This window comes from Acidiphilium acidophilum, from assembly GCF_033842475.1.
GTDB lineage: Bacteria > Pseudomonadota > Alphaproteobacteria > Acetobacterales > Acetobacteraceae > Acidiphilium > Acidiphilium acidophilum.
The window spans coordinates 1-26,056 of record NZ_JAWXYB010000008.1; the positions used below are offsets into that span (position 1 = coordinate 1).

The following is a 26,056-nucleotide window of genomic DNA, read 5'->3' on the forward strand; positions in this document are numbered from 1 at the left end:
CCCAAAATGAATTTCCAGACGTCAGGTTACACCACCCATATCCGTATGGCCCGACGCCAGCCAGATCCGTACGCCGGCCGGAACCGGGATCATCGCCGCACCGCCGTCATCACACGACGCAAGGCGGCAATCCCAACCCCGTCATCAACCCGAACACAGGTGCCGTCCGGCAGCACGATCTCAATCCGGCTCGGATCCGATCGCGTCGCTCGGCTTTGAGGTACCGGCTCGCCGCCAGACTCGTTTACCGCCGCTGATTTGCCCAATGCCCGCGGCATCGACAGCGCCGCACTCGCCATCACGCGGACCGGAATGAACTCCGGCTCCACCCGCACTGGCGCCAACTCACCGCGCCGAACCTGCCCGCGCCATTTCCACAACTGCCCTCGCGAAATCTCGTGCCGCCGTGCCACCAAGGCAAATACAGAATCCGGTGCCTCAGCTTCCGCGACAATCCGAAGCTTGTCCTCATCCCGCCAGCGACGCCGGCGCTCAGCCCCCGTGATGATCTCCATCCGCCACAGCTCCCTGCATATGAATCAGCTCATAGCAGCGCTCTTATGAGCCGCTTCTTCCCGTAGCGGCAGGCGGCTCAGACCGGATGGTTACCCTTCATCGACATCCATCCCGCACACTGAACCGCAGCTTCGCACTGAAATGGCGCCGCGCGCCTTCCCATACCTCGATACGCTACATCATCCAGAGGCTTGATCCGGTGGCGGTGGAGGCGGCCTTCCGTCGGCATGCGGCATTGCTGCCTGCGGGGGACCGGCACCATGAGACAGGACCGATACCGCGCAGCACTCGCCGACGTCCGATATCTCCTCTCACTGCTCGCTATACCAAAGCGTTGAACAGTCGTGCAGGGGAACCAGTCATGCGGTCAGCATGATAGGGGAATGAGCAATACTATAGCCTCGCGTTCGCAAATATAATCCAGATGCTTTCATGGGGAGCATAAGGTTCTGTGGGGTATTCACGCCACGGCGGCATGATCAGCGTGGCCTCCATTGTCATTGGCCATGCCAGGATGCCAGCGTTCAAAGGTTGAGCGCAGCGTTCCGTCGAGTGTCCGGGTGCGGGTCTGTAGGAGCAGATGTGCCCCGCGCCGGGTCCACTGCATCTGCTGCTTTTTGGCGAACCGCTTGCTCACCACGGCATTAACTGTCGCCTCAACGAATGCCGAGGATATCCGCTCGCCAGATCGATATCGTTCGCCGTAGTTGATCAGGCTGGCCAGATTTGAGGTGATATAGACCCCGAACTCACGGGCGAGCGTGATGAATTTTCGAAGATTGGGGTAGTCCACGTCGAGATCGGCAAGGTCGGTTTCAAAATCGTTGATCAGCTCGCGGGCGCCGTGCCCGTTTCCGTGCCAGAGCTTCCATTTGATGCGATCGAGTTCGCTGGCCAGCCGGGCCCCGATTGCTTCGTTCCGCTGCCCCACCCCCTTTGCAAACTGGCCAAGCACGGTGATCCGCATGGTGATGTGAAACCAGTCCAGGACATGCTCGGCTATCGGAGTAACCAGTTCGGTCAATGCGCGAACCTCCTCCCCGCCGTCGGTCAAAAAGGTGACGTCCTGGTTCGCCTGTAAGCCCTGGCTCTTGAGCATTTCAAATAGGCGGCGCTTTGGTTTGCAATCGTATCCATGCACCATGCCGACGTAGCGGGGTGCGCGATCCTCGGGAATCGACCGTCCGACGATCAGCTCGAAGTTTGTCTTCTTTTCTTCCCAATTCCGAACGTAGCCGCCATCAAGACCGACCACGATCCTGCCTTCCGGTATCGGCAGCTTGGCCCATTCCGCCGGGCAACCATCGATGAAGCAAGGTCGCTCTTCCCCCAGTTCGGCCTCAGCGCGCGCCGCGACGCGCAAGGTGTGGTCGCGCAACGTCGTCGCGTTTGCGCCTGATGCGATCGGCAGGATGTCAGCCATCAGTCCCGCCGCGGCCGCATAGGGTACGAGCGATGACCAGCGCGTCTCCAGATACAGCCGTTCCGGGGCAATGTGCTCCGGGAAGAACTCGCCCAACGGTGACGTTGTGGCTGGCCCATGATCGCCTTGGCACGGGCAGCGATGCAATCGCAGACCGGCAAGCGGCACGTCGCCATACAGCGTTCGAAATATGAGCGGATAATTGCCTTTACTGCGCTGCCGGGCACCACACGCTTGGCAATTCCGGTGACGCGCCGTCCACGATGCGACCTGAGACCCGACGATCCGGCGCTGGACAGCCGTCATAAGAGTTTTCCCCTCGCTGATCGACAAACCCACGTCTTCCGGTCGTTCTGTCGCTTTTTCAAACACGGCAACTGGTTCGGCCGCACGGGCAACACCCTCATCATCGGTGATCTGGAGCAGGACACTGACACGCATTGTATATCTCCCATTTCGAGCTGGCGGTGCGGACGGGGCGAGTTTTCCACAAGCGCCGGAGTGGAAAGCCGACAGCCTGTGCGACACCCGATTTCGCCACCGGCCTAGCCCCAAAGAACCATCAGTTTGCATTCCGACCGAAAGATAGCAAACTGAATTATGGCTTCCATCACCCGCGCCGCCACTGCCATTGCCACCGTGCTCGTTCGCGAGGGGGTGGACTATGCTCAGAGCAAGGCTGTGTTCCGGGCGGCGAGGCAACGTGCTGGCCTGCGGGCACCGCCCGAGCGGCGCGGGAGTGTGGACAGGCTGACCGTCGAGGAAGAACTTCGCTTTCTCGATCAGGCATACGCACGGGATGGCAGGATCGGGCTGATGCTCCAGACCTTGCTGGAAACCGGTGCGCGAGCCTCCGAACTGGTGCAGCTTCGGGTCGAGGATGTCAGTTTGGTCGAGCGCATGGTCGTAATCCGCCAGGGCAAGGGCGGCAAACGTCGCGAGGTGCCGATCCGGCGTGATCTGGCGCAGTTGCTTCGGCTGCACATCGCCGCGCGCCGCGCCGGACCGCTCTTCGTCAGCCGCCAGCAGGGGTCCGGCCCGATACCCCACGTGTTAACCCGCCAGCGGGTCGGCCAGATTGTGCGGGACGTCGCCAGCGCGGCAGGGATCACCAAGCGGGTGTACCCGCATCTGCTGCGTCACACGGTCGCCACTCGATTGCTTGCGCTGGGCATGGACATCACCGATCTACAGCGCTTCCTCGGTCACGAAAGCATCGCCACAACGCGCTTGTATGCCGAAACCACGGCGGCAACGCTGCAGCGCCGGTTCGACCAACTCACTGACCCGGCAGCTCACGCACTGATCTCCGGCATTCGACAGCAACGTGGCGATGAGGCGGCGCTGCTGGCCGCCGAACTGCTCGCGCAGCGCAGGGCGGCTCGTGTCAGCATTGCTGGTGCATAAGCTCCCGATACTCGGCGCGGCGAAGTCGGGCGTTTACCGCGCGTCGTGAAAATGGCCGGCCTCGGGCACGTTCCCGCGCATGACTGCGATCGACAGCCTGTTCCAGCCGCCACATCGCCTCCTCATCGTTGAGAATTTCCTGACGGCCCTCAAGGACAACGCCCTCGATGATATCGATCATGGTGCCCAGATCCTCCAGGCCATCCATCGACAGGATACCATCCCGATTGACCATGAAGGCATCCGGGCCGCCACAATCCTCCGGTGGGCAGGCACCATCCCCGGCGACACAAGCAGGATATGCTTTGCCGTCCCCAGGGTTGAGCCAGCCCTCAATGCGAACCTCGTGGCGCCAGGGAATGTTCAGATCATATTCATAGGTAAACCGGGCGTTCTTTCGAAGCCGGAGCGCTGCCAGCGTCACGTCGGGCGAGGACGCCGAAAGCTCCACCGAACCGTATTCCGCGGCGCGGAGGCAGAATTGATAAAGATGAATGCCGTCCCAGCCCATCGCAACCTGGATCACCCCATGCAATTCACGAAGAGTGAGCGTCGAGGGCACCAGAACGCGCCGCCAGACCATCGGGCTGATCCCATGCAGCCAAACCTTGATCTGCACGATCGATTCCGGCTCCGATGAGGCGGATGCCGCCGAGCATTCCTTTGGCAGTGTCGATTTCAGCGTTCGCTTCATCCACCCAGATTACCCGATCTCGCTCATACCCCACAGATCCTTATGCTCCCCTTCATGGAGTCTCCTTAATAAATGTATCGATATATTAACAAATATCCTGGACCATAACGTAATTTTGCAGATAATTTATCTGTTCACGACATGGGCTATTTGGGCCCGAGATCCGTTAACCCGTTCTATATTTGTTCAATGAGTTGACACCTCTGCCCCGGCAAACCGACTTTCCTTTACCCGTCGGGCGAATTTCGCCCGCCTGAAATACAACGCCCGCCCGCAGCGCAGCGGTCGCCCACCCTTTGGGATCACGAACTGCTCGTCCTCGCGGGCATCGTGCATGAGCTCTTCGGGCCGGGCGAGCTGACGCCTGGTCTCGTGGTAGTTCCGGGTCTCGCCCTTCGACCGTGACCCCGGTTCCAGCCCCTTGCCATGGGTGCCGCTGTTGTGGCCCTCGGACCAGGCGAGGACGCCGTATTCGCCGATGGTGGCCGCGAGTTCCCTGGCGGTCTCCTCGTCCTTCACCGCGGCATAGGCCCGCCAGGACACGGTGTCGTACCAGGCGCGTTTTCCTTCCGGACCCCATTGCTGGATGATCTGGCCGACCGACTGGTAGATCAGATGCAGGGTGATGCCGTATTTGCGCCCGGCGTCGCGGGCGGTGTTGATCACCGCCATCGGCCCGAGGCGGAACACCTCGTCGAGCAGATAGAGCACCCGTCCCTCGATCGCGCCGTCGGCCTCGTAGGCGGCGTTCAGCAGCGCACCGATGATCACGCGGGCAACCGCCGGGGCGCTGTCCAGCGCCTTGAGCGGAATGCCGACGAAGATCGTGGTCTTGCCGGCGATCAGATCGCGGCTCTGGAACGAGCTGCCCGAGACCAGATCGGCGAAGGTCGCGCTGGCGAGCCAGGCGGTCGCCTCATCGGCATTGGCATAGATGCCCGAGAAGGTCTCGGCGACGAGGTCTTTCAGGGCCCCGGCCATGTCCCGCGCCATCGGGCTGTTCGATCCGGTGTGGATCTTTTTCAGCACCGTGCGCATTGCCGGCTCCGGCACGGAAACCCGCGCGCGCAGGGTGCGCAGTGTCTTCTCTTCAGGTGCGAGCCGGTCATCCCAGAGCAGATCGGCGAGCAGGCAGGTGACCAGCGCCTTGCCGCGCGATCTGAAGAAATCCGCCCGGTCCTCGGGACCGCGATCGCCGCAGACCCATTCGACGACGGCGCGCACGTCGATCTCGGCCATCGGCGAGGCGATATCGATCCAGTCGAGCACGTTGAAGCCTACGGTGGGGGCGGTGCGCGGGTTCAACGCGAAGACCTTGTGCCCCAGCCGCTCGCGATCGGCGCGGAGCATGGGTGCTAATTCAGTCGAGGGATCGAGCACGACCGCCGAGCCGGTCCAGCTCAGCAGGGTGGAGACGGCGCTGACGGTTTTGTAGGCTCCCGATCCCGCGATGATCAGGCTATGGGTCGAACCCTGCTCGCAGGGGTCGATCAGCAAGGGCGCCTGACCCCCCTGCCCCCAGGTCTTCGGGTCGCGCGGGCGGAACCGCCCGGTGGCGGTGTTGTCCTCGTGGACGGCATAGGCTTCCCCGACGACGATGCCGCCATAGCCCCGCGCGGGGCCGGGCCAGAGATCGTGGGCCTCATCGAAGGTCATCCAGCGGGCGTGGCCGTGATTATCGGTCGGGCTGCGGATCGGCCCGACCACCGGTTTTGCCGCCGGCTGGTCTCGCCGGAGCGACCAGCCCTGGACGGCGCGCCCCCGGATCAGTCGCCGGACCAGATAACTGCCGCCCAGCAGGAGCGGACCAGCGGCTCCGGCCAGACCGCTCACGATCAGCCAGACCCGCACGGCGGGATTGCCGCCGGCTTCGAACAGGTAGAGCCACCATTGGAAGAACGGGTGTTGGAATTGCCAGAACAGGCCGGTGCCGATCAGGAAGATCAGCGAGGCGAGGATGGTGAACAGGGCGAGGCCGAGCAGGGCCCCGAGGATCAGCTTTGCGGGAAACCCGCCGCGCATCAGCGGCTTCGCAGCAGATCGGCAGCGGTTTCACCACGGCGGGCGGCATCGGCGGCAAACCAGACCTCGTTGATCCGATAGGTGGTGCCGTGGGTTTCGAAGGGGATGATCAGATCGACCGCCGCGGTGAGCAGGTCGCACAGGGTCCGGTCATCGAAGGACGCGCCTCGGGCCGAGGCTTTGACCAGGGCGAACAGCCGCTTGAAGGCCTGATCGGGGTAGCGGCCGTGGATGGTGGTGATCGAGCCGGGATGGCCGGAGACGACTTCGTTGACGTAGGTCCAGGCGGCATCGTCGCGCAGCTCCTGCAACAGCACGCGATCGGGCCGCATCCGCAGACTGGCCTGGAGCAGGGCTTCGGCATCGATCGGGGCGGCCGACAGACGGTCTTTCGAGTAGAGCAGGCGGACATGGTTGGGCTGGGGGATCACCAGTTCCAGCGCATCCTCGATGGTGATGATGCGCTCCGAGAGCGGGATTGCGGCGATCAGCGTCTTGCTCATGGTGGTCTTGCCCGAGCCGGTGGCGCCACAGAGCAGGATGGTCAGCCTGGCCTGCACGGCGGCCGCGAGGAAGCCTTCGAGATCCCCGGCATCGAACAGCGCGAGCAGCGGGCCGGGATCGTGCCGCGCGTCCCGCCGGGACCATTGGTTCCAGCCCTCGCTCCGGTAGCGGGAGCCGACCGATGATATCGGTGCAACCGAGGCACTGGGCTTGCGCAGGGTCAGGCTGATCGTGCCGTGCGGCACCACGGGCGGGATGCACACCTGCAGGCGCTCGCCGCCCGGCAATTCGGTGGCACAGAGGGGGGTTGTGCCGCCGACATCCTGGCGCCGCAGCGCGCCGGCGAGGGTGGCGATATCCTCGAGTGCCGGGAGATCGAGCGGCACCTTGAACCGCTCGAATACGCCGCGTTGGCGCACCCAGCATTCACCGGGCCGGTTGATGCAGAGTTCCTCGGTGGCGGGATCATTGAGCCAGGGCTGGATCGGCGCCAGCAGGTAGCGCAGCAGTGGTGCGGCAGGACTTTCGGCCACAGCGCCGTCGTGGACGATGATGTTCATGGCTTGACCAGCGCGAGCTTGTAGACGTGAGAGAAATTCAGATCGCGGGCGACGAAGATCGAGACATTGTCGCCCTGGTTCTTGCGCAGGGTGGGCGGGATATCGATGGTCGATTGCAGGGCGGTGTTGGCGATCTGGTTGGTGTTGGTGTTGAGGTACTGGAAGTAGGAATTACCCGAGCCGGTCTGGGCGGCGTTGGAGGCGGCCTGGAGGCTGCCGCCGATGACCGAGAGCATGATCGCAGCCCCGAACCGCTCCATGAAATGATTGTCGACCGCCCCCGACACGCCGGCCCGGCCGCGCGCGCCGGCGGCCGGGGAGGCGAGATCGACCGCGACGTTCTGCGGGGTGACGGCGCGGGTCCAGAGGATGAACAGCCGGTCCTGACCCTGGATCAGACCCTGCTGGATCTGACCGATCACCTGGGTGCCGCGATCGAGCAGGGTCACCGCGCCGGTCATGCTGCGGACCGATTGCGGCAGGATGCATTTGACGAAGCCGGGCAGGCCGGAATCGATCGCGGTCTGCAGCGTGCAGGGAATGATGGTGCCGGCGGCGAGGGTAAAATTCGGATGGGCGATCAGCCGGGCATCGACACGGGCGAAGCGGGAGGGCGTCAGATCACCCGTGAGGGCACGACCTGCCCCTGCGGCCTTCCCCGCCAGACCGCCGGCTCCGCGGCCTGATCCGCCCCCCGCCACATGATCTGTCCCGGTACTGCCCTGGGGCGGGACCGCGCCGCCTCCCTGATAGGCGAAGATCGGCGCCTTGAGCGCCTTTATCGCGGCGGTCTCCTGCGGTTGCCGCAAACCGAGGGCGAAGGGCGCGGCAGGATGGGGGGCCGGCATCGGCAGGGCGGTTTTGGTGATCGCGGGCGGGGTGGGCGGTGGTGCGGGCGGTGCCTGGAACGGCCGACCGAATGCGCCGGCATCAAGTGAGCTGTGCGCTCTGGTCGTGCGGTGATGACCCGGCAGATGGGTGATCGCGATGACGCCGAGGGCGGCGACCCCGCCGGCGAGCAGGATGCCGAGCTTGCGGCCGCTGGTCAGACCCGGGCCGGGACCGGCGACGGGTGAGATCTCATGCTCCACCGGCGATGCCGCGCCCCTCGTTGCCCCCGCGCCTGTCCTTGCGCCATCCCCTGCCCCCCGCCCGGCCCGGGCATGCGACCCTGGACGGGACGATGAAGCCGGATCATCGGTGCGATCGCTGGCGGGGGAGTCCGGGGTGGGGGAGTCCGGGGTGGCGGCGTCCGGGTCCGGTCCCCAGCTCAGCCGGTGGGTATCGTCACTGGCCATCTTCGGTCTCCGGGCGATCCGGGTGATCCTGGTGATCCGGCGTGCGGATCAGCCGCTGCACCGCGGGGCTGATCGTGTGGGTGCCGGGGGTGGCACCGATCGGGGTGTAGGCGAGGTCGTAGATATCGAGCACGGTATGGCCATCGCGCAGCCGCCATTCCGGGGCGGTGCCGGGGACCACGACGGTATCGCCATGGACCGAGAGATTGACCGTGGCCTCCTTGCCGTCCGGCTGAAGAGCGAAGATCGCGGGGATGCGCTGGGTACCGGGGAAGCGGAACACGGTGGAATAACCGCTGTCCCAGACTTCGGCGGGGGCCAGCGCCCGATCGCCGCGCGCGGCATAGTGGTAATTACGCGGTCCCTGGTAGCGGTTGACGGTGCGGGCCGACATCACCGCCATCCGCTCTGCCAGCCGGTCCTTGGTGGCCTGCTGGATCTCGCGCGCCTCGGCCTGCCGCCGGGCGGCCAGGGCGCGTTCGGCGTCCTGATGCGGATAGGTGAAGACCACGGTGTAATCGACATTGGCCCCGACCCCGAGCGAGGCGGTCCTGGTCTCGAACTGGAAATCGTAGCGGCGCAGCGTGCCGTCGGCGCGCTGGCAGAGCACGGCGACCGGCTGGGCGGCGAGCAGGGCCATCGGCTTGAAGAACAGGAAATTATCGACCGGATGGGCGTGGAGATAGACGCTGTCCGAAGCGGCGACCGCGACGACTTTCTCGGTCGGCGCGAACTGGACGACCATCACCGCGCCGGGGGCGGTCCAGATGTTGACGACATTGCCGGCCTCATAGGGCACGTAGCGCACCCGGCTGTCGCGGTGTCCGGGTTGCGGGTTCTGCACCGCCCAGGCGGCGGGGGCCAAAGCGAGACAGGCGATGATGGTGCCGAGACCGAGGCTGCGACCGAGGCTGCGGCCGAGACTGCGGCCGGCACCGGTGCGGACGCGTCCATGGGATCGCTGACCGGCGGTTTTGCCGGTCCACGGAGCAAAGGGGGTCATGGGGTATCCTCCGAATTCTGGTAATTCGTGACGATCAGGCCGCCGGGATCGGTGAGGCGGGTTGTGAGCGGCAGTTTGGCGACGGTGCGGAAGGCGATGGTTGCGGTCCATGTCGTGGTGACCGGCATGGCCTCGTCCATCAGCACGGTGCGCCGATAGCGGACCAGGGCGACGTGGCGGCGCACGAAGGACATCGAGATCATCGAGACGCTGATCTGGCCTTTGCGACCGATGGTGTTCTGCGGGCTGGCGGGGTTGGAGGGCAGGAAACCCTGCTGATAGGCGTCGAGCACGCGGGGGGCCGACATCAGCGAGACGACATTGTAGCGATACCGCGCGTCCGGAAAATCGTAGGATTGCCGGTCGCGGACATATTGCCAGATTGCCGCGCGCAGCACGGCGTTGGATTGGGTCGGCGGCAGGGCCGAGAGCCGGGTGGTGCTGTCGACGGTGCCGTCGGGGCGGAGCCAGAGATAGAGCGGCACCAGGCGTTGCAGCGGCAGCAGGGCGGCGATCGTGCCGGCGAGGGCGAGGTTGGTTGCGAGCGAGACGAAGGCGATGGTCCAGGCAATGCGGCTCCAGCGACGGGTGCCGCGCGCCTGGCGGGCCTGGAAGTCTTCGACCTGCCGGTAATAGCCCGCCAGCCGGTCGGCGCTGACCGGGGTGGCGGCTGACGTGCGGGCATCCTCCCGCTTGAGGTCCGGCAGGGGCGGTTCCGGCAACCGGGAGGGCGGCATGCCGGCAGCACCCAGGGTGGCGGCGCTCATGGGTGCGCCACCTGCGGCAGGCGGTGCAATTCGCCCGGTGTCGGGTGCCATAGACCGGCGTTGAGCGCAAAGACCGGCCCCCGGGCGCGCGCGAGCGCGTGGGGGGTGGCGCAGCCCGACAGCAGGGCAGCGACGGCGAGCAGGGTCAGGATGGGTCGCAGCGCGAGCCTGAGGGATTGGATCAGGGGGGGTGAGGTCATCATGCGCCTCCGTTGGGTGAGCGATTGCGGTTGCGGTTACGAACCCGGTTGAGCACGCGCTGCGCGCCGATCCCGATCCCGGAGGCGGCCAGCCGGCCGGACCAGACCGCCGCACGGCCGCCATGGCGGGCACCGCCGCGCGCGAGTGGATCGGTGAGCGGGGCGCCGCGCAGCCAGCGATGGGAGGATTCCAGGCCGAGGCCGGTGGCGACCCCGCCACCGACCGCTTCGATCACCCGCGGCAGCACCGCGACCGCGAAGCCGATGCAGAGGATTGCGGCGGCGCCGCCGAGCAGGGAGGCGAGATCGGTCTGCCATTGGCCGGTGGGGACGATTGCGCTGTAGACGGTGTTGACCAGGAACAGCAGGATCTCGATCACCACGTCGATCGCGGCGGTGAGGATGGCCAGGGTGATCAGGGCGGCGACCCAGCCATCGGTGATCCGTTTGGTGTAGTCGAACAGGTAGAACAGGATCAGCATCGGGCCGAGCACGATGACGATGCCCATCAGGGTCTGGATCACCACGAAGATCGCGAACATGAAGGTCAGGGCGAGGATGGCGATGGCCTCGCAGAGCAGGATCTCGAACCCTGGAATGATGCCCTGGATGCCCGAGGGGCTTTCCTTGAGCACGAGATTGCTGTCGTGCAGGATCTGGGTGAGCACGACATCGAAGGCTCCGCCCGGGTTGGTGGTGGTGTAGCCGGGCGGCCGGGCGACGCCGACCATCAGATGGGTGTTCAGAAAATCGGGGATGCCGGTCAGGAACAGATCCTGGACGTCGTGGAAATAGACCCCGGAGACGCTGAGGAAGGTGACCACGATCAGCATGCGGATCAGGCGGTTGAACAGGTAGCCGCGATCCGCCCGACCGGTGAAGAAGGCGAAGCCGAGCACCATGATCATCAGCACCAGCGCGGCTTGCAGCGGGGCATTGCCGGCGACCAGGGCATCGCTGACCACGGATTTGATCGAATCGATCACGTAGAGGGTGAACTGGCTGTAGAGAAACTCGAAGGTGGTGTTGCCGCTGAATCCCATGGCCGGTCTCAGCCCCCTGTTCGGGATGGATCAGCCGACGATCCGGCTGATATGTGGCAATCGGCTGGCTCGTGTCCGGTGAGGCGCTTGAGGTTGGCGCATTCCGCGGCGATGCCCTGATCGAGCCCCCGGGTGTAATCGCGCTGACCGGCCGGTGGGGAGCGCAGCACGGCGATGCGGGTGTCGATGCGCTGATAGACGACGAACCCGCCGAGCCCGGCCGAGGCCGCCATCAGCACGCCGATCGCGAGGGTGAGTTTGAGGTTCATGGGCTGCACCCGGTGGTGGCCGCCCCGAGCCGGGCGAGGTTGGCGCATTCATTGGCGATGCCCTGGTCGAGGCCCTGACGGTAGGCTTCGGTCTGGGCGGCCTGCCGGGCCTGCTGCTGTTCGGTGGCGAGCACCTGGAGGTTCTCGGCCTGGGCGGTCTGGGCCTGGGCGTAATTCTGTTCAGCGGTCAGCCGCGCCTGGATCGAGGTGACCTGCTGGATCGTGGTGGCGGAGTTCAGCTGGTCCTGGATCTGCGGCAGGGCGGCTTCCCGGGTTTGCAGCGATTGCAGGTTGCGGGTGGCGACCGCCTCGATCTCGGCTGTGGTGTTGGCCTCATCGCGAAGCTGCGTCGGCTGCACCCCCTGCCCTTGCGGCAGATAGATCTGGTTCTGGCTGAGGTATTGCTGGGCCAGGGTACCGAGCGTGCCGCCGAGTTGGGAGGGCGGGCTGATCCCTGCCAGGAGGCCGGGCAGCAGCGTGGTGTTCGGCATTGCGTCCTGCAGGGCCGGCTGTTCGAGTTGTTGCGCCCATTGGTTCGGGTTCACCGTCTGGGCCAGGGCGGCATAGGTCTGGCGCAATTGCTGGTACTGGCTGACCGCCTCCTGGTATTGCTGGCGGGCTTCGGCGAGTTGCTGGAGCAGCTGGGCGATGGCGGCGTTGTCGATCACCGGGACCTGGGCTGCGGCGGGGCTCAGCAGGGGCGACAGGGCCAAGGGTGCGGCGAGGCTGGCGGTACCGGCCAGCAATCCGAGGCAGAGCAGGCGCAGGCGCAGGCGGGTCATGATCAGGATCTCCTAATCGACGGCTTCGTGGCAACGGGACATGAAGGCGGGCAGCCAGGCCTCCGGCGCGTCGCCGTGTGCGGCGCGCAGGGCTTCGGCGAAGGCGGCGGTGGTTTTGCGGGTGGAGAGGACGGCGACGCATTCGGGGATGGCGCCGATGTCGAAATCCACGATCACCGAGCCGCTGTCGCGTTTGATCAGGTATTGCCGCGAGCCGGGCAGCATATCCTCGCGCAGGGCGCGGAACTCGCCCGCCGTCAGGTTCAGGCTGGGACCGCCGGCGCCGGGACCGCCGCGCGCACCGGCACCCCCGCCCCCGCCGCTTCCGCCGGCACTGCCCCCCGCTGTTGCGAGGCCGCCGGCCAGGCCGCCGCAATAGACGCGTTCATCGGCCCCGGGGGTGGGGCAGAAGATCAGGGTCTGGCACTGGTTGAGGATGCTCTGGCCCATCGGTGAGGCGAGCACCGGGCCGGGTTCCTGGGTGGCCAGCATGACCACGGCGTTGGCCTTGCGGGCGGTGAGGTAGAAATCCGCCCAGATCTTGGCGAAGAGCGGGTTGAGCAGGTAGAAATTGAACTCATCGCAGGAGAGCACGAAGCGGCGGCCATCGAGGGCGTTGCGGATGCGGTGGAGCAGGTAGCTGGCCGCCGGGGCGCAGACGGTCGGGTTTTCCAGGATCGCGGTCAGATCGAAGCCGCACATGCCGGCGTCGAGGGCGACATGGTCCGCCTCGCCATCGAAGGCCCAGCCGAGCGAGCCGCCCCGGCACCAGCGTTCGAGCCGGGCTCCGGCCCCCAGCGGGTTGCGCCAGTCGAGGAACTGCCGCAGCCCGGCGAAGGAGCGCAGGGCCGGCGGCATCCGCAGCAGGGCGGCGATCCCGCGCGCGAGCCGGGCCTCGTCGTCGGGCGGCAGCGGGCCGTGACCATCCTGGGTGATCAGCCCGCCGACCCAGTCCACCAGAAAAGCGACCGATTGCGAGTTGTCCTCGAGGCCGCGCAGCGGGGCGAGGCCGCTATCGACCCCGCCGCGGATCTCGAGATAGCGTCCGCCGACCGCGCGGCAGAGCAGTTCGCCGCCGCGATCCTTGTCGAAGAACACCACGGCGCCGCCGCGTTCGGTGAAATACCGGGGGAACAGGGCGAGCAGGAACAGCATCAGCGTGGTCTTGCCCTGGCCGGTCTTGCCGAAGATCGCGGTCATGCCGACATCGCCGACATGGGGGACAAAATCGTACGGCGTGCCGGCGGTGGTTCTGAACCGTACGAGCGCCGGCCCCCAGTGACCGTGGGCAGCTCCGCGCGGGAAGGCATCGAACCCCGACAGGGCCGCGAAATTCCGGGTGGTGATCGCGCCGGGCCGGGTGCGCCAGACCGTGTTGCCCGGCAGCTGCGCGAAATAAGCCGCCTCGTTGCCGAGCGTCTCCTGCACGGCGACCGCGCCGGCATCGGCGAGCGCGGTGCGGGCGATCCCGGCCTGAGCGTTCAGCGTGGCGATGGTATCGGCGTAGATCGCGAGTGAGAGGTGATGCGCCCCCATCGCGAGATGGCCCGAGGCAAGATGATCCTGGGCGTCGGTCAGTTCATCGATCTGTGACAGCGCCTTGTCGCCCGCGGCGGTCATCTGGTTCTGCTTGAGGGCGAGTTTGCCGGTGGCGTCGTGCCGGGCGAGGAAGCCGAAGCTCTGGGAGAGCACCAGAGGGAACGGCAGCGAGAGGACGTGGTCGAGCATGCCGGGGAAGGTCACGGCGGGGTATTCGCGCAGACCGAAGATCGCGCCGAAGCGTGGGGTGCCGGGGCTGCGGATCTCGTAGGCGCGTCGCCCGAAGATCACCTGATCGGTGTAGATCGCGGAGCCGATCGGGCCGCTGACCAGCGGCACCGGCAGGAAGTCCCCGGTGAGGATCAACCGCAGGGCCTCGGCGATGGCGCTGAACTGGAACGCGCCCCCCCGCCCGTCGCGCAAGCCGAGCCGGCGCAGGCCATAGGCGTCGAGGGTGCGGCTGATCGCGCCCCAGATGTCCTCGAGTTGGAGCAGCAGGTGATCGGAGGCGCCGACCGGTTGCTGGCGCAGCCGGGCCAGGGTGCGGGTCAATCTGCGTCCGCCGATCGCCCCGCCGGCTGGATTGCGCGGGGCGACGAGGACGCTCAGGAGATAGCGGTTCTGATAGAGCCGCCCGGCCAGCACGCGCTGCCGGTACAGCCGGTCGAGCGTTCCGGAAAATGCGTTGGGGAATACGCCGGGGGGCAGGTCTGCCACGGATCGATGGCGGATCAGATGGGTGGCGATGGTCAGGTTATCATCGGCGATGGTCTTCCACAGCCCGTTGAGCATGCGGGTCACGGCGTTGCGTTCGGCATCGTCGGCCAGTTCGCAGGGCAGGCCGTCGAGTTCGCCCATGGCGAGGAGACTGCCATCGTCGAGCAGCATCACCTCGGGGCGGATATGGCCGAGATAGGGCAGATAGGGCGCGGCATCGCGTTCCGACCAGCCGGTGTTACCGCGCATCGGCGGCCTCCTGCCCGGTCACCCCGGCGGAACCGCCCGCGAGCCCCCTCCCCTGCCCGCCATTCCGGCGCAGCCGCACCGGGAACGGGCTGGGCGAGGCACCGCCCCAGTGGGTGGTATCGAGGGAGCGGGCCTTGGTCTGGAGCCACAGCCCGGCCACCCTGACCGCGTTGTAGTCGTAGCGGACGAGGAGCCGCGCCGCGAGCCATGCGGGGAGCAGGATCAGTTCATCGAACGGGTTCTGGATCAGGACGATGATCAGGCCGAAGGCCAGCATGAACAGGGTGACCAGACCGATCGGCAGGCCGAGGAACAGCGCCGGCCTGGTGGCGGCCACGAACAGCGGATCGTGGTCGAGGGGTTCCATGGTTCAGGCGCCCGAGCCGACGAACTGGGTGACCAGATAGGAGGAGCCGAAGATCAGCACGAGGCCGCCGACCACGCCGCCGATCAGGCCGATCCCGGCCCTGCCGGTCATGAAGGCGACACCGATGCCGATCAGCGCCAGCACGGCGATGGTTTCCCCGAAGGGACCGAGGATGAAGGTCGCGATATTGCTGAGGATGGTGGTGGGCGAGGTGCCGCCGGTGACCACCTGGGCCTGGGCGATCGCGGGGACCAGCAGGGCGGTGGCGAGCAGGGCAGCGGGGCGGTAGCGGTTGATCCGCTGCGCGGTGGCGAGAGCGACCGCGAGGTTGGCGATGGCGCATGCCTGGAGGCGCGCCCGCAGGTCAGTCTGGATGTTCGACATGGGATGTCCTGTTGTGAGGGGTGGAGGCCCCGGCCGGGTCGATGCGATGCGCGGTGATGGTCACCGTACGATGCCGCGCGAGCCGGGCCGGGCCGACCGAGCGCGGGAAGATGTTCCAGGCGGGCGCGGTCGGTGCCGGGGCGGCGGGATGATCCGCCACCGCCGAACCGGAGCCGAAAACCCGCCCTTGCGGAGGGGAATGAGGGGAAGGTGGTGTCACCACCGGGGCCGCCGGATCGATCTCGGGGACGACGCGCCGTGCGGTGGCGACGACCCGTTGGACGTAGCCGTTCTGGAACCCACGGCGCGGGGAGCCGGTGTTGTAGCGTGAGAACGCCACCTGCAGGGCGGCCTGATCGGCGCCGGGCGAGGTAGGCTGCTGATAATCCAGGGCCAGCAGCCGCCCGGCCGCGCCGAGGGAGGCGCAGGGAGTGAAGGCACTGCGCACGGTCAGGCCGAATCGGGTGAGGTTGGCGCTGTTGATCTGCATCAGGCCGAGATCGACGGAATGACCCGCGGCGATCAGGCGGCGCGCGGTGCTGATTGCCGCGATTCGTGACGCCGGGGTCATGGCTAAGCCCGTGGTGTTGTCGTGAATCGCCAGAGGATTGAACCCGGATTCAGTGCCGGCAATCGCCGCCAGTGTGCCCGCCGCAATGCCCGGGGCGCAGCGGGCGGCCAGCATGCCGATGAAAGCCGCGCTCAGAAGCATGCCAGCCTCGGTGGGGGATCGTTCAAAAATGGGGAGACCGAAATCATGGGTTGCATTTAAATAAGAGCATGCCTAAAAGTCAATAAGAGCATGCTATTAAAATATTAAAAGGTGGCGGTTTGGTGCCAAATCAAATGTCGAAGTATCGTATGGGCATGGCACGGCCCAAACGATTGACAGCGAAAACGACCTTGCGATTAGATCAGAGCACGCTGGAGCGCATTGATAGGGTGCTGACAGACGATGAGGATCGAGCGGTTTTCATTCGCTCTGGGACAGAAAGAGAGTTGTCTTTTCGAGAAGCAAAACTCATTTCGGCCGTCCAGGAGTATGTTTTCAGAAATGAGAGCGTAACTGACTTTTGTATTACGGCTATTAAACGAGCTATTGAAAATCGTCGTTTGATGATCGCGTCAGAAAAGGCAGGTCTTGGCCCGGAACACCCAAAAAATAAAATCGAAGATCAAGAGCAAGAAACCGCAGTTCATATAAAGAATATGAAGTAATTCAAATGATATGGGATAGATATCTAAATTATATAGAATTTAAGTTGGATAAAATTTCTATCATAATTTATTCTATTTTAGAAGAAATTATTTATTTCGATAATTGCTATAATATGACGGCAAATTTATTTACGCATCCTACCAGGTCTGGACGGTTTGCTGGTGAAGTGTGGCCCAGCCAATCGGACGTTAATGGCTTACATTCATGGCGATGTTTGCCCGTATTGCGGCGAACGCTCATGATGGCAATCGCGAATCGCAAAGCCTGCGAGACGCGACCTATGACAAAAACGAACAGAGGAGAGCGATGACACCAGCCTAAAAAAGCAAAAGCCCGCCGAAGAGGCGGGGCTTAAGCAGGCAATTGATATCTGGAGAGCTTTGGCAGCGGCAAACTGACCAAGGCGAAATGGACTAATCTCCCCCCTGATATCGATCATCTGGACGAAAAAAGCAAGCCCAGGCTTGCTTTGGGAAACTGCGTCCTGCTTTCAGCCCCCTCCCCTGCCCGGCGGTTCCCTCATTTCACAGGAGAACCCCATGAAGACTGTGCCCATAGCCGGCCATGACGCCGACTACACGCGCCATGCGATATCAGGATCAGCCACCGGCCTACGCCGCATCACCCCCGCCATGTTGCCTGCCGAGGCGACGGCCGAGCGTTTCGCCGGGGGTGACATCACCCCCGGCCAGGCGCTTGCCGCACTCAAAGCCGCCGCGCCACGGCTGGGGATTTCCCCGCGCATGATTCATGCGATCGATTGGCTGTTCAGGTTTACCCAGCCCCAGGATTGGCAGCCTGGCGCACGGCCGATCGTGTGGCCCAGCTCATCGATGCAGGCAGCAGAACTGGGTGTGACCGAGACCCAGGCTCGGCGGATCAATCGGCACCTTGTCGAGCTTGGTTTGATCGTGATGCGCGATAGCCCGAACGCCAAACGCTATGGCCGCCGCGATGCCAGGGGGCGGATCGTGGAGGGTTATGGGTTCGACCTCTCGCCGATCGGGGCGAGGATCGAGGAGTTTCGTGCAGCGGCTGAGGCGTATCGGGCCGAGCGCGCTTCGATTGCGCGCCTGCGTCGCCGGGCGACGATAGCGCGCAACAGCCTACGGCAGACTTGGCAGACCTATCACGAGCAGCGGATAGAGGACCCTGCCCTACCCACCCTTAGAGCCGCCGCGGAAGCCGCCAGCGCTGGTCTGCGTGGCATTGACGCGGCCGATGCATTGGCCATCGCAGTCGAGCGACTGGAAACAACCGCACGGACCGCTCGCCAAGCGCTAGAAATGGCCCTCGCATATGGCTCTAGTGCTGGTTCTGACTCTGTTGAAATGTCGGGCAGGCCAGACAAAAATGTGCGCCATACTACATCTACAACCGAAAATCTTAATCCTCCGGATACGGTACTGGCATCGAATGAATGTACTTCCGGGCAGCGCCAGGGGACTGAACAAAACAACGAGAAGCGCACAGACCGGGGATCGGTGATGAAAATCCGCCCGGACGAGCTGATCAGGATCGCGCCTCGCTTGAAACCATACCTCCGGCGAGCATCGCCATCCTGGCCAGAGATCGTCGACGCGGCCGACTGGCTTCGTCACGACCTCGGCATATCAAAACCGCTTTGGGGCGATGCTTGCCTGACAATGGGACGAGAACAAGCAGCGATTGCCGTCGCGATCGTCTCCACCAAACCGGTCGAGCATTTCCGCACCACACCAGGGGGATATTTCAATGGGATGGTTGCGAAAGCGCGGGAGGGGGCGTTGCATTTGGACCGCACAATTTGGAGTTTTAGAACTGGCGGCGCTCGTTACCCAAGAACTCGCATTTCCCCGAATGATACCGGATATCCGTGAGATACCGGGTATTCTGTCGATATCGCATATTTTTCAGATACCCGGTATGTGTGAGGTATTGGCTACCTATTGAATAGCCGGTATGTCATAGATAGAAGATATCCGGTTAATCCGGCTATTTCAGCGGTGAGGAGTTGCTATGCCAACGATTGTTTTTGCAAGCAGCAAGGGTGGTGTGGGTAAAACGACATCTGCCTTGGCCTTGAGCTTCGTCCTTGCGCATAGCGGTGTGCGAACGACGTTGATCGATGCAGATCCGAATGCCCCTCTGGTTCGGTGGGCCAATAGATTCCCCGACGGCCTGCCTTCTGGCCTGACCGTTAAGGGTGGACTCGGAAGCGAAGTTGCAGAGGTCATTGATAGTGCGACAGATCCATTTGTCATTGTTGACCTTGAAGGGAGTAAAAATGTCGAGGTCTCAGTTGGATTGGGGCGAGCTGATCTTGCACTAATTCCCATGAAGGGATCGCAATTAGATGCCGATGAGGCCGCAAGTGTCATTAAGCTTATCCGGCGGCAAGAGTTGGTATTCCGCCGTAAAATCCCGTTTAGGGTATTTTTTTCGCAGACGTCGCCAGTGATTGCTGATCGCGGGATGCGCGACATCGAATCGCAACTTCGAGATCAGGGAATTCCGACATTACGTGTGGCTATGATGGATCGTGCGGCGTTCAAGGCGCCATTCAGGCTAGGTGGCAGCATTTACAGCCTCACCGCGGCCGATGTCCGACAGCCTGGGGTAGCAATTGATAATGCAGAGGCCTTCGCTGCCGAAATCAACGACGTACTAATCACAGAGCATAAAATCAGGGCAGGAGAGGAGGCGGCATGATGACCGAGCCAAAGCGAGGCCTTAAAATCGATTTTAATGGGGCGATCGAAGCAGTTTCGGCACGGCCCAAGATCGAACGTGGGATCACCAATGCTGCGATTGAGGATGCAAAAAAGGAGGGTTTTGCTGGGCGAGCAGATGGCATGAAAATTGATCGCCGTACGCTAAGAAAAAGCGCGCGCACGGCGCAACTCAATATGAAGTTGCGACCCGAGATTCGCGATGAATTCCATCGTGCAGCTCTTGGGTTCGAGACGCTGGAGGCGTTTATTGAACATCTACTTCAGCTTCACCGAAGCACGCAGTAGATATCGGGTATCATTAAGATACCGGATATCTATATCGTACCGGGTATCGTCAGTCTTCAACGATTACATTATCTGCCTTGAAGATGGGTTGAGACTGAAGATACTCCGGCGGCATATAACATGACGCCAGACCAGTACCGCGCACGCTGGCAACTTCCCCCTGAATATCCCATGGTCGCTCCCTCCTACGCTGCAACCCGTTCCGCTCTTGCGAAAGGAAGAGGACTCGGAAGAAAACCCGCACCGGTCGATCCGATTTCACCGGCGGCTGTCGCATTGCGTAAGAAGAAAGTTGCCTGAAACCGACCACGGATCTTTTCGAGGGTCCGTCTGCAACGGGGGCTGAGCTGGGCCTTTGCGAGTTCCCGATCACCCCCCTCACGTATGTAACAGCCACATAGACAGGAAAAAATGCGATGAAACGAAACATGTTGCTTGGTGTTATGCTGGTGGGGACGGCGTTCGCTCTTTCTGGATGTGGGTATACGCCCGGTAGCCGCGCACTTTCCGGCGGCGCAATTGGTGCCGGCACGGGAGCGGTGATTGGTGCGGTTACGGGTACTGGGCCGGCGGGCGGAGCCTTGATCGGCGGTGCTCTTGGTGCTGTGGCCGGTGCGGTCACCAATCCGAGCACCATTAATCTGGGCCATCCACTTTAACATGGACGGATGGATGTCCGACTACATAGAAGGAGATAGATATGGGAACAACGGCATTCGGCCCCCCCGTAGCGCCGCGACCGCTGCAATCGGTCTTGACCGGCGCGGCACGCCATAACTTGAATCTGCCTTCCGGACATCCAGTTGCTGCACGGCGATCACCGCGGTCGCGCCAGACACTTACGGGAGGCATTCGTGCTGACACGCGTCGCGATTTACGAGGGAACCATCGAAGCTGGACGAGAGGATGAATTTTTTGCGCGTGTGAAATCCGAACTGGAGCCGATGTGGCGAAAGTTTCCTCAGGTCACGGCGGTGCGAGTGTTACGAACGACCCAGGCTGATGCTGACGCTCGTCCGACGCCGATGATCCTCGAGATGGATTTTCCTTCGATGGCCGCGATTGAGGCCGCCCTTAAGTCTGATATCCTGCCGAAGGCGCATCAGGCCACGCTTGAGGTCATGAAATTGTTCAAGGGGCGGTTCTATCATCTGGTGATGGAATCGACTTCTCTGACGCCGGACAGTTCGAGTTAAGGCATGCAGACCCGGCCGATACTGGTTGCCGCGGATGTGCGGGTTCTCATGCAGGCGGCGCGGGCCGAGGCTGAGCGCCGGGGCTTCGAGGTCAGTATCGCGGTGGTCGATCATGCCGGCGTGCTGTTGGCGCTGGATCGTCTTGACGGGGCTCGGCTGCACACACCAGAGGCGGCCTGGCTGAAGGCGCGCACGGCAGCCATTGTCCGGTCTCCGACTGCGGTGCTCCAGGATCAGGTGAAGGGTAACCCCGCGTTGCTGGCGTTTCCCGGTCGCCTGCCACTCGCCGGCGGGGTTCCCCTGTTATACCGTGAAATGGTTGTGGGTGGTGTCGGGTCCTCGGGAGGGTCGCCAGAAGACGATGAAACTCTTTGCGCGACAGTGCTCAGCGCTCTGGCCGGACTCTATCCTTAAGAGGATCCAGATCAGCGGGTCGCCAAGGGGCAGGTAGCGACCGCCCGCAGCAACGGACAGGTAGAGCTGGAACTGGGGGCCAACCATGTGGCGGATAGGTCAATAGGTTGTTTCGATTGGCTTTTTCATCGCGATCATGATGCCGCTGCGGTGATCTACACGCGATAAGCCCGATTATCGCGCGTGGTGGAATTGTTCGGGGGTATATCGGGGGAGGGGAGGGGGCAGGAAAACGAAGAGTGTTTTTCCGGCCGGAAGACGGCATGTCGGTTCCCAGGCTTGGGTGGTTCGCCTACGCGGCGCGGTGACGAGGGTTGCCAGATTGCGCGCCCCTATCCGGCCCAGTGCCTGCGGAGCTGTCAGCTTTGGGCAATTTTGGTAGCACCAGCGTCACCCAGCCTGGATTATGATTCTGGAGATATGAGCCTCAATGGCCATCACTGCCTCCTCCGCCGTGAGGCAAGCGGTATCGATGCTAAAGTGTGGATCAGACCACGGTTCGAAATGATGGGTTGCCACTGATTGCCATGTCGGTGGTGATAGTCCGGGAATATCGGAGGGGCGCTCCTCGACCCGGCGTCGATGCTCGGTAGCGTCAGAGCAGACAACCTCCACCTCGACCAACCGGGCCGAAACGCTTGCCGCCACGGCGCCCCAGCCCGCACGGCTTTCGGCTACCGGGTTGACGCTGTCGGCGACGACTATGTGACCGAGGGCAAGATTACTCGTCGCCAAGGCGTTTGCCACTTGGTATCCGGCTGGCCCGATGTCGCCAGCCAGCACCCCAGCGTCTCGTATCGCTTGCTCGATCACGTCAATGCGGAGGTAGATTGCACCGACACGACGAGCGAGCGCCTGCGCGATCGTCGTCTTCCCCGTTCCGGGAAGGCCGCCGAACGCGATCAGCATAGCGGGACATCCCCGGCGAGTTGGCCCATGATGAGCGCGTGCATCACCGCCACAGCCCTTCGAACCGCCGACCTGAAGTGCGCGTGTAGTGGAGCGCAAACCCCAGGAGCGCCGCAGCGTAGGCGGATCCACGTTCGGCAGTCCGGAAAGCGTCGAGAATGTTGAAGTACAGTTTCTTCATCGGGTCGGATGGATCATGGAGGCGGGGGCCGCACTCAAACTTTACCCCGGGTTCGGCAAGGTTCTCGTTTGCTCAATAGGCAGAATTGCCCGGTCACCTGACAACGACCATGGGTCATTTTTTAGGCTGCCTCCAGAACGCGCATTTCCACGTGAAGACCCGCCGCCACAGCCATGTTCACCAAGGTATCCAGCCCAAACAGGTTGATTTTACCACGCAGCAGATCAGAGACACGCGGCTGCGTGACGCCGAACAGTTTGGCGGCCTGGGTCTGACTCAATCCCTTGGCCCGGATATGCGCTTCCAGCGCCCGCATGAGCGCAGAGCGGAGCTTCATGTTTTCAGCTTCGGCCGGGGTGTCCTCGATGGCGTCCCAGATGCTCGCAAATGTCTGTTCTTCGCTCATGCCTTCAACTCCTTCACCAAATCCCGGTAGCGCCTCTCTGCCAAATCCAGATCGGCCTTGCTCGTCGCCTGCGTCATCTTCTGAAAACAGTGCAGGACGTAGACCGCATCAGCGAACTTTGCGACATAGATCACCCAAAACGCGCCTGCCTCATCCCGAATCCTGATTTCCTGCACGCCTTGCCCGACTGCGGCCATGGGCTTCCAATCGGTCGGCGGCTCTCCGTTCTGCACCTTGTCGATCTGGTAGCCCGCTTCTCGGCGGGCTGACGCTGGGAAGGCGCGGAGGTCTTCCAATGAAGTGCCCCGGAACGTCGCGGGCTTGAGCGTGAAGCTATCAACCATAACGAGCTATATAAGTTTTTGTATGATCACGCAAGCCATTTCCTGCTCCCGTCGACCGATTGGTGGACAGCGGATACACTTAACTGGGGGTGCCAGATCATCGCGCGAATTCGATCATGACCACCTGCGAGCGCCACCGTCCGATTATGGCTCCGCAAATGCGTTGCAAAGCGGGATCCATTTTGTTATACTAAAATATAATATTTCGAGGACATCATGCACATAACCAATCTGCGCAAAGTCGGTGGTTCGATTATGCTCGCCGTGCCACCTGCGTTGCTCGATGTTCTCCATCTTGCTGCCGGCGCCAGGGTCGGGCTCGCGGTGGATAACGGACGCCTTGTGGTCGAACCAGCCAAACGCCCCCGCTACACGCTGGACGAGTTACTGGCGCAATGCGATCCTGCGGCTGAGTTGACCGCCGAAGACCGTGAATGGCTCGACGCCAAACCGGTCGGCCGCGAACTGCTATAATGGAGCGGGGTGACATCTATCTCGTCTCGTTTGATTCCATGTCGGGGCACGAGCAGCAGGGGACACGACCTGTACTGCTCGTGTCGCCGGGTGCGTTCAATCGCCTGACCAAGACGCCCGTAGTGCTACCGATCACGACCGGCGGCAATTTCGCCCGCACGGCTGGGTTCACGGTGTCGCTTTCCGGCGCGCGCATTCAGACGACGGGCGTTGTGCGCTGCGATCAGCCGCGCGCCCTCGACATCGGAGCCCGGAAAGGCCGCAAGCTCGAAAGTCTGCCACCAGCCATCATGGATGACGTACTGGCGAAGCTCGCGACGATCATGGAGTAATTGCAGCTGACTTTGTCCGGTAAGCGACCACCGAATCGGGAGATGGCGGCTCCGAGCATTGGCACGAGAAGGTGGACTATCGCGCGTGGTGGAATTGTTCGGGGGGATATCGGGGGAGGGGTGCCGCGCCAAGTGGCCGCTGCACCAAAATGTCCCGCCGATCGCAAACTCATCGTGGCGTATGTGCCCAACCGCATCGGATACCGGATTGCTGCGGGAGTTAGGTATGGTTTTGCCGATCTTATCTGTGACATCGCCGGTCATGAAACCTGCCAGGGATTCACAAGCGTCACACCGCAGCCATCAAACCCTTTGGTATCGCGCGTGACCACCGATGCGTTGTGAGACACGGCGACCGCGGCAATCATGAGGTCAAGCGGCGCAGTCGGGCGGCCCGTGCGTCGGCGCGCGGCGACGATCTCAGCGTAGGCCGCTGTCGCATCCGTGTCGAAGGGAAGGATGCGGTCCTCGAAATCCTCGGTGAAAATGCCGCGCGCGGCAGCTTCAAGTTCGCGGTGCCTGCGCCCTTCAGGCATAATCGCCAGGCCAGAGAGAACCTCCGCCTGCGAGATTGCGGTGGTATACAGCAGATCGTCGGGTTGGCGCGCCAGCCACGCAGCGACTTCGAGCGCGGGACGCGGCCGCATGATCTCCGACAGGACATTGGTGTCCAGGATCAGCATCAGTCGAACCGGGGTGGATCGCGGTCCAGTTCGCGCGGCGGCAGTTCCAACTCAATGCCGCCCAAAGGCTCAACACGGGCACGGATGCGCTCATACAAATTGCGCCTGGGACGCTGCTCCGGTTCTTTCAGAGTCGCCTGCAGGATGCTGCGCAGTTCCGCCTCCATCGAGTGGCCATGTTGGGCGGCTCGCACCCGCAGCCGCTCCTTGATCGCGGGATCAAGGTTTCGGATCGTGATGCTGCTCATGGGTCGTGAGCCTTCGTTTATCTGCATAGGGACCGTTTGTAGCACTGCCATCAATGATGTCAAAGATCTCGACGATTGCAGATTTTCGGCTTGCTGCTTCGGAGGCTTATAACTCACATTATCGCGCGTGGTGGAATTGTTCGGGGCTATATCGGTTCCAGGTCCATCAGGATCGGCCGATGGTCAGACTTGCCATAGGCCAGCGAAACCGCATTCGTGCAGCGTAGGCCGCGGATCAGACACCGATCAAGTCGTAATGGCACCAGACCTTTGGCCCGATGGGTCGCGCAGCGTGGGCCGACATCGGCAAAACCGGTCAGACTGAGCGTTCCGAGGGCGTTGAAATCACCGATCACCGCATGAAGTTGCTCGTGAGCACGGAGCAGGTGGCGAAGCTGACGACGGTTGGCGATCTGGCCATGATCCAGATGCACGGTGGCGATCTGAAGTCCGTCAAGACAGACGATGAGGGCGAGGCGGGCATCAATCAGCCGAAACAGCGGGACCGGCAGGTCAAATTTACTGGCCACCGGGAGGGGTTCCACCGTCGTGGTGAAGCGACGGGGACTCCAGACGGCGAGGCCGTAAAGTTGTCCCGACATCGCCTTGCGTACACAGAACCCGCCGAGCTGCCGTGTCAGCGCGTCAGCCGGGAGAGTGGCTTCCTGCATTAGAACCAGGTCGGGTCGATGGGTCTCCACGAGACGGCCGAGATCGTCGATCCCGGCCCCATTCTGCCACAGTAAATTCCAGCTCACGACGCGCATGCCGCTTTATCGGCGGTCAAGGACCCGCAAGCAATCGACGCGGGCGAGGGGAGGGGAGGGATGGGGGAGCGCACACGAAAGTAGCATTTACGTACGCCTATCCGAAAAACGAGGATTTGCCAGACAAACCCAGAAGTGTC

32 protein-coding genes and 1 pseudogene are annotated in these 26,056 nt (G+C 63.1%); 11 read left to right on the forward strand and 22 right to left on the reverse strand.

The features are described from left to right. Positions 1-89: 89 nt before the first annotated feature. Positions 90-515: an IS66-like element accessory protein TnpA gene (gene tnpA / locus SIL87_RS01715; protein ID WP_319612559.1), complete on the reverse strand. Its 426-nt coding sequence runs from the start codon at positions 513-515 to the stop codon at positions 90-92. 461 nt (positions 516-976) lie between these two features. Next, entirely contained in the window at positions 977-2,380 is a 1,404-nt protein-coding gene (locus tag SIL87_RS01720) for an ISKra4 family transposase (RefSeq protein WP_319612560.1), read from the reverse strand. Between the two features lie 159 nt (positions 2,381-2,539). On the opposite strand from SIL87_RS01720, the gene SIL87_RS01725 reads away from it, so the two are divergent. Then, the gene (locus SIL87_RS01725) at positions 2,540-3,346 is read left to right on the forward strand and encodes a tyrosine-type recombinase/integrase (protein WP_319612561.1); all 807 of its coding nucleotides are present in this window, start codon (positions 2,540-2,542) and stop codon (positions 3,344-3,346) included. Here SIL87_RS01725 and SIL87_RS01730 read toward each other — a convergent pair. The 14 genes from SIL87_RS01730 to SIL87_RS01795 form a co-directional block, all read right to left on the reverse strand. Next, on the reverse strand, positions 3,327-4,040 hold the full coding sequence (locus SIL87_RS01730; protein WP_319612562.1) for an IS1096 element passenger TnpR family protein: 714 nt from the start codon (positions 4,038-4,040) through the stop codon (positions 3,327-3,329). The genes SIL87_RS01725 and SIL87_RS01730 overlap by 20 nt on opposite strands. 186 nt (positions 4,041-4,226) lie before the next feature. Continuing rightward, entirely contained in the window at positions 4,227-6,062 is a 1,836-nt protein-coding gene (locus SIL87_RS01735; RefSeq protein ID WP_319612563.1) for a type IV secretory system conjugative DNA transfer family protein, read from the reverse strand. Then, positions 6,062-7,126, reverse strand: a complete 1,065-nt coding sequence (virB11, locus tag SIL87_RS01740; RefSeq protein WP_319612564.1) for a P-type DNA transfer ATPase VirB11 — start codon at positions 7,124-7,126, stop codon at positions 6,062-6,064. Before virB11 ends, SIL87_RS01735 begins: the two co-directional genes overlap by 1 nt. Beyond that, entirely contained in the window at positions 7,123-8,424 is a 1,302-nt protein-coding gene (gene virB10, locus SIL87_RS01745) for a type IV secretion system protein VirB10 (protein ID WP_319612565.1), read from the reverse strand. Before virB10 ends, virB11 begins: the two co-directional genes overlap by 4 nt. Continuing rightward, positions 8,414-9,427 (reverse strand): TrbG/VirB9 family P-type conjugative transfer protein, encoded by a 1,014-nt coding sequence (locus tag SIL87_RS01750; RefSeq protein WP_319612566.1) that lies wholly within the window; start codon positions 9,425-9,427, stop codon positions 8,414-8,416. Before SIL87_RS01750 ends, virB10 begins: the two co-directional genes overlap by 11 nt. Beyond that, complete coding sequence (locus SIL87_RS01755) at positions 9,424-10,194, reverse strand: type IV secretion system protein VirB8 (protein ID WP_319612567.1); 771 nt, start codon at positions 10,192-10,194, stop codon at positions 9,424-9,426. The genes SIL87_RS01750 and SIL87_RS01755 overlap by 4 nt, the downstream gene beginning before the upstream one ends. Next, a complete protein-coding gene (locus SIL87_RS01760; RefSeq protein ID WP_319612568.1) occupies positions 10,191-10,397 on the reverse strand; it encodes a type IV secretion system lipoprotein VirB7 in 207 nt (68 codons plus the stop codon). Before SIL87_RS01760 ends, SIL87_RS01755 begins: the two co-directional genes overlap by 4 nt. After that, on the reverse strand, positions 10,394-11,437 hold the full coding sequence (locus tag SIL87_RS01765) for a type IV secretion system protein (protein WP_319612569.1): 1,044 nt from the start codon (positions 11,435-11,437) through the stop codon (positions 10,394-10,396). Before SIL87_RS01765 ends, SIL87_RS01760 begins: the two co-directional genes overlap by 4 nt. 8 nt (positions 11,438-11,445) lie before the next feature. Beyond that, positions 11,446-11,706 (reverse strand): hypothetical protein, encoded by a 261-nt coding sequence (locus tag SIL87_RS01770; protein WP_319612570.1) that lies wholly within the window; start codon positions 11,704-11,706, stop codon positions 11,446-11,448. Beyond that, a complete protein-coding gene (locus SIL87_RS01775) occupies positions 11,703-12,488 on the reverse strand; it encodes a type IV secretion system protein (RefSeq protein WP_319612571.1) in 786 nt (261 codons plus the stop codon). Before SIL87_RS01775 ends, SIL87_RS01770 begins: the two co-directional genes overlap by 4 nt. 12 nt (positions 12,489-12,500) lie before the next feature. Then, positions 12,501-14,993 carry a VirB4 family type IV secretion/conjugal transfer ATPase gene (locus SIL87_RS01780; protein WP_319612572.1) on the reverse strand — a complete coding sequence of 831 codons (2,493 nt, stop codon included), beginning with the start codon at positions 14,991-14,993 and terminating at the stop codon, positions 12,501-12,503. After that, positions 14,983-15,360 carry a type IV secretion system protein VirB3 gene (locus tag SIL87_RS01785; RefSeq protein WP_319612573.1) on the reverse strand — a complete coding sequence of 126 codons (378 nt, stop codon included), beginning with the start codon at positions 15,358-15,360 and terminating at the stop codon, positions 14,983-14,985. Before SIL87_RS01785 ends, SIL87_RS01780 begins: the two co-directional genes overlap by 11 nt. Positions 15,361-15,363: 3 nt before the next feature. Further along, positions 15,364-15,744 carry a TrbC/VirB2 family protein gene (locus tag SIL87_RS01790; protein WP_319612575.1) on the reverse strand — a complete coding sequence of 127 codons (381 nt, stop codon included), beginning with the start codon at positions 15,742-15,744 and terminating at the stop codon, positions 15,364-15,366. After that, complete coding sequence (locus tag SIL87_RS01795; protein ID WP_319612576.1) at positions 15,725-16,456, reverse strand: lytic transglycosylase domain-containing protein; 732 nt, start codon at positions 16,454-16,456, stop codon at positions 15,725-15,727. Before SIL87_RS01795 ends, SIL87_RS01790 begins: the two co-directional genes overlap by 20 nt. Positions 16,457-16,590: 134 nt before the next feature. On the opposite strand from SIL87_RS01795, the gene SIL87_RS01800 reads away from it, so the two are divergent. The 8 genes and pseudogenes from SIL87_RS01800 (at position 16,591) to SIL87_RS01835 (ending at position 21,572) form a co-directional block, all read left to right on the forward strand. Beyond that, the gene (locus SIL87_RS01800; protein ID WP_319612577.1) at positions 16,591-16,962 is read left to right on the forward strand and encodes a hypothetical protein; all 372 of its coding nucleotides are present in this window, start codon (positions 16,591-16,593) and stop codon (positions 16,960-16,962) included. Between the two features lie 540 nt (positions 16,963-17,502). Then, a complete protein-coding gene (gene repC / locus SIL87_RS01805) occupies positions 17,503-18,822 on the forward strand; it encodes a plasmid replication protein RepC (RefSeq protein WP_319612578.1) in 1,320 nt (439 codons plus the stop codon). 139 nt (positions 18,823-18,961) lie between these two features. After that, on the forward strand, positions 18,962-19,654 hold the full coding sequence (locus tag SIL87_RS01810) for a ParA family protein (RefSeq protein WP_319612579.1): 693 nt from the start codon (positions 18,962-18,964) through the stop codon (positions 19,652-19,654). Further along, positions 19,651-19,962, forward strand: a complete 312-nt coding sequence (locus tag SIL87_RS01815; RefSeq protein WP_319612580.1) for a hypothetical protein — start codon at positions 19,651-19,653, stop codon at positions 19,960-19,962. Before SIL87_RS01810 ends, SIL87_RS01815 begins: the two co-directional genes overlap by 4 nt. A 49-nt stretch (positions 19,963-20,011) precedes the next feature. Then, positions 20,012-20,262 (forward strand): annotated as a pseudogene (locus SIL87_RS01820) (MucR family transcriptional regulator); the annotation flags it as partial. Positions 20,263-20,378: 116 nt separating this feature from the next. Continuing rightward, complete coding sequence (locus tag SIL87_RS01825) at positions 20,379-20,621, forward strand: YMGG-like glycine zipper-containing protein (protein ID WP_319612581.1); 243 nt, start codon at positions 20,379-20,381, stop codon at positions 20,619-20,621. A 195-nt stretch (positions 20,622-20,816) separates the two neighbouring features. After that, positions 20,817-21,158: a hypothetical protein gene (locus SIL87_RS01830; RefSeq protein WP_319612582.1), complete on the forward strand. Its 342-nt coding sequence runs from the start codon at positions 20,817-20,819 to the stop codon at positions 21,156-21,158. Positions 21,159-21,161: 3 nt separating this feature from the next. Next, positions 21,162-21,572, forward strand: a complete 411-nt coding sequence (locus SIL87_RS01835; RefSeq protein WP_319612583.1) for a GlcG/HbpS family heme-binding protein — start codon at positions 21,162-21,164, stop codon at positions 21,570-21,572. A 390-nt stretch (positions 21,573-21,962) separates the two neighbouring features. On the opposite strand, the gene SIL87_RS01840 is transcribed toward SIL87_RS01835, so the two are convergent. The 3 genes from SIL87_RS01840 to SIL87_RS01850 all read right to left on the reverse strand — a co-directional run bounded on the left by SIL87_RS01840 (position 21,963) and on the right by SIL87_RS01850 (position 23,412). Further along, a complete protein-coding gene (locus SIL87_RS01840) occupies positions 21,963-22,481 on the reverse strand; it encodes an AAA family ATPase (protein ID WP_319612584.1) in 519 nt (172 codons plus the stop codon). A 302-nt stretch (positions 22,482-22,783) separates the two neighbouring features. Further along, positions 22,784-23,068 (reverse strand): helix-turn-helix domain-containing protein, encoded by a 285-nt coding sequence (locus SIL87_RS01845; protein ID WP_319612585.1) that lies wholly within the window; start codon positions 23,066-23,068, stop codon positions 22,784-22,786. After that, positions 23,065-23,412 (reverse strand): type II toxin-antitoxin system RelE/ParE family toxin, encoded by a 348-nt coding sequence (locus SIL87_RS01850; RefSeq protein ID WP_319612586.1) that lies wholly within the window; start codon positions 23,410-23,412, stop codon positions 23,065-23,067. The genes SIL87_RS01845 and SIL87_RS01850 overlap by 4 nt, the downstream gene beginning before the upstream one ends. 216 nt (positions 23,413-23,628) lie before the next feature. On the opposite strand from SIL87_RS01850, the gene SIL87_RS01855 reads away from it, so the two are divergent. Together SIL87_RS01855 and SIL87_RS01860 are read left to right on the forward strand one after the other, a co-directional pair. Further along, positions 23,629-23,886, forward strand: coding sequence for an AbrB/MazE/SpoVT family DNA-binding domain-containing protein (locus tag SIL87_RS01855; protein WP_319612587.1), 258 nt, complete (start codon positions 23,629-23,631; stop codon positions 23,884-23,886). Beyond that, on the forward strand, positions 23,886-24,218 hold the full coding sequence (locus tag SIL87_RS01860) for a type II toxin-antitoxin system PemK/MazF family toxin (protein WP_319612588.1): 333 nt from the start codon (positions 23,886-23,888) through the stop codon (positions 24,216-24,218). Before SIL87_RS01855 ends, SIL87_RS01860 begins: the two co-directional genes overlap by 1 nt. Positions 24,219-24,478: 260 nt before the next feature. Here SIL87_RS01860 and SIL87_RS01865 read toward each other — a convergent pair whose 3' ends face one another. From SIL87_RS01865 to SIL87_RS01875, 3 genes are all read right to left on the reverse strand, one after another. Beyond that, positions 24,479-24,901 carry a type II toxin-antitoxin system VapC family toxin gene (locus tag SIL87_RS01865; protein ID WP_319612589.1) on the reverse strand — a complete coding sequence of 141 codons (423 nt, stop codon included), beginning with the start codon at positions 24,899-24,901 and terminating at the stop codon, positions 24,479-24,481. Further along, a complete protein-coding gene (locus SIL87_RS01870) occupies positions 24,901-25,149 on the reverse strand; it encodes a FitA-like ribbon-helix-helix domain-containing protein (RefSeq protein ID WP_319612590.1) in 249 nt (82 codons plus the stop codon). Before SIL87_RS01870 ends, SIL87_RS01865 begins: the two co-directional genes overlap by 1 nt. A gap of 146 nt (positions 25,150-25,295) precedes the next feature. Next, positions 25,296-25,916, reverse strand: a complete 621-nt coding sequence (locus tag SIL87_RS01875) for an endonuclease/exonuclease/phosphatase family protein (protein WP_319612591.1) — start codon at positions 25,914-25,916, stop codon at positions 25,296-25,298. Positions 25,917-26,056: the final 140 nt, after the last annotated feature.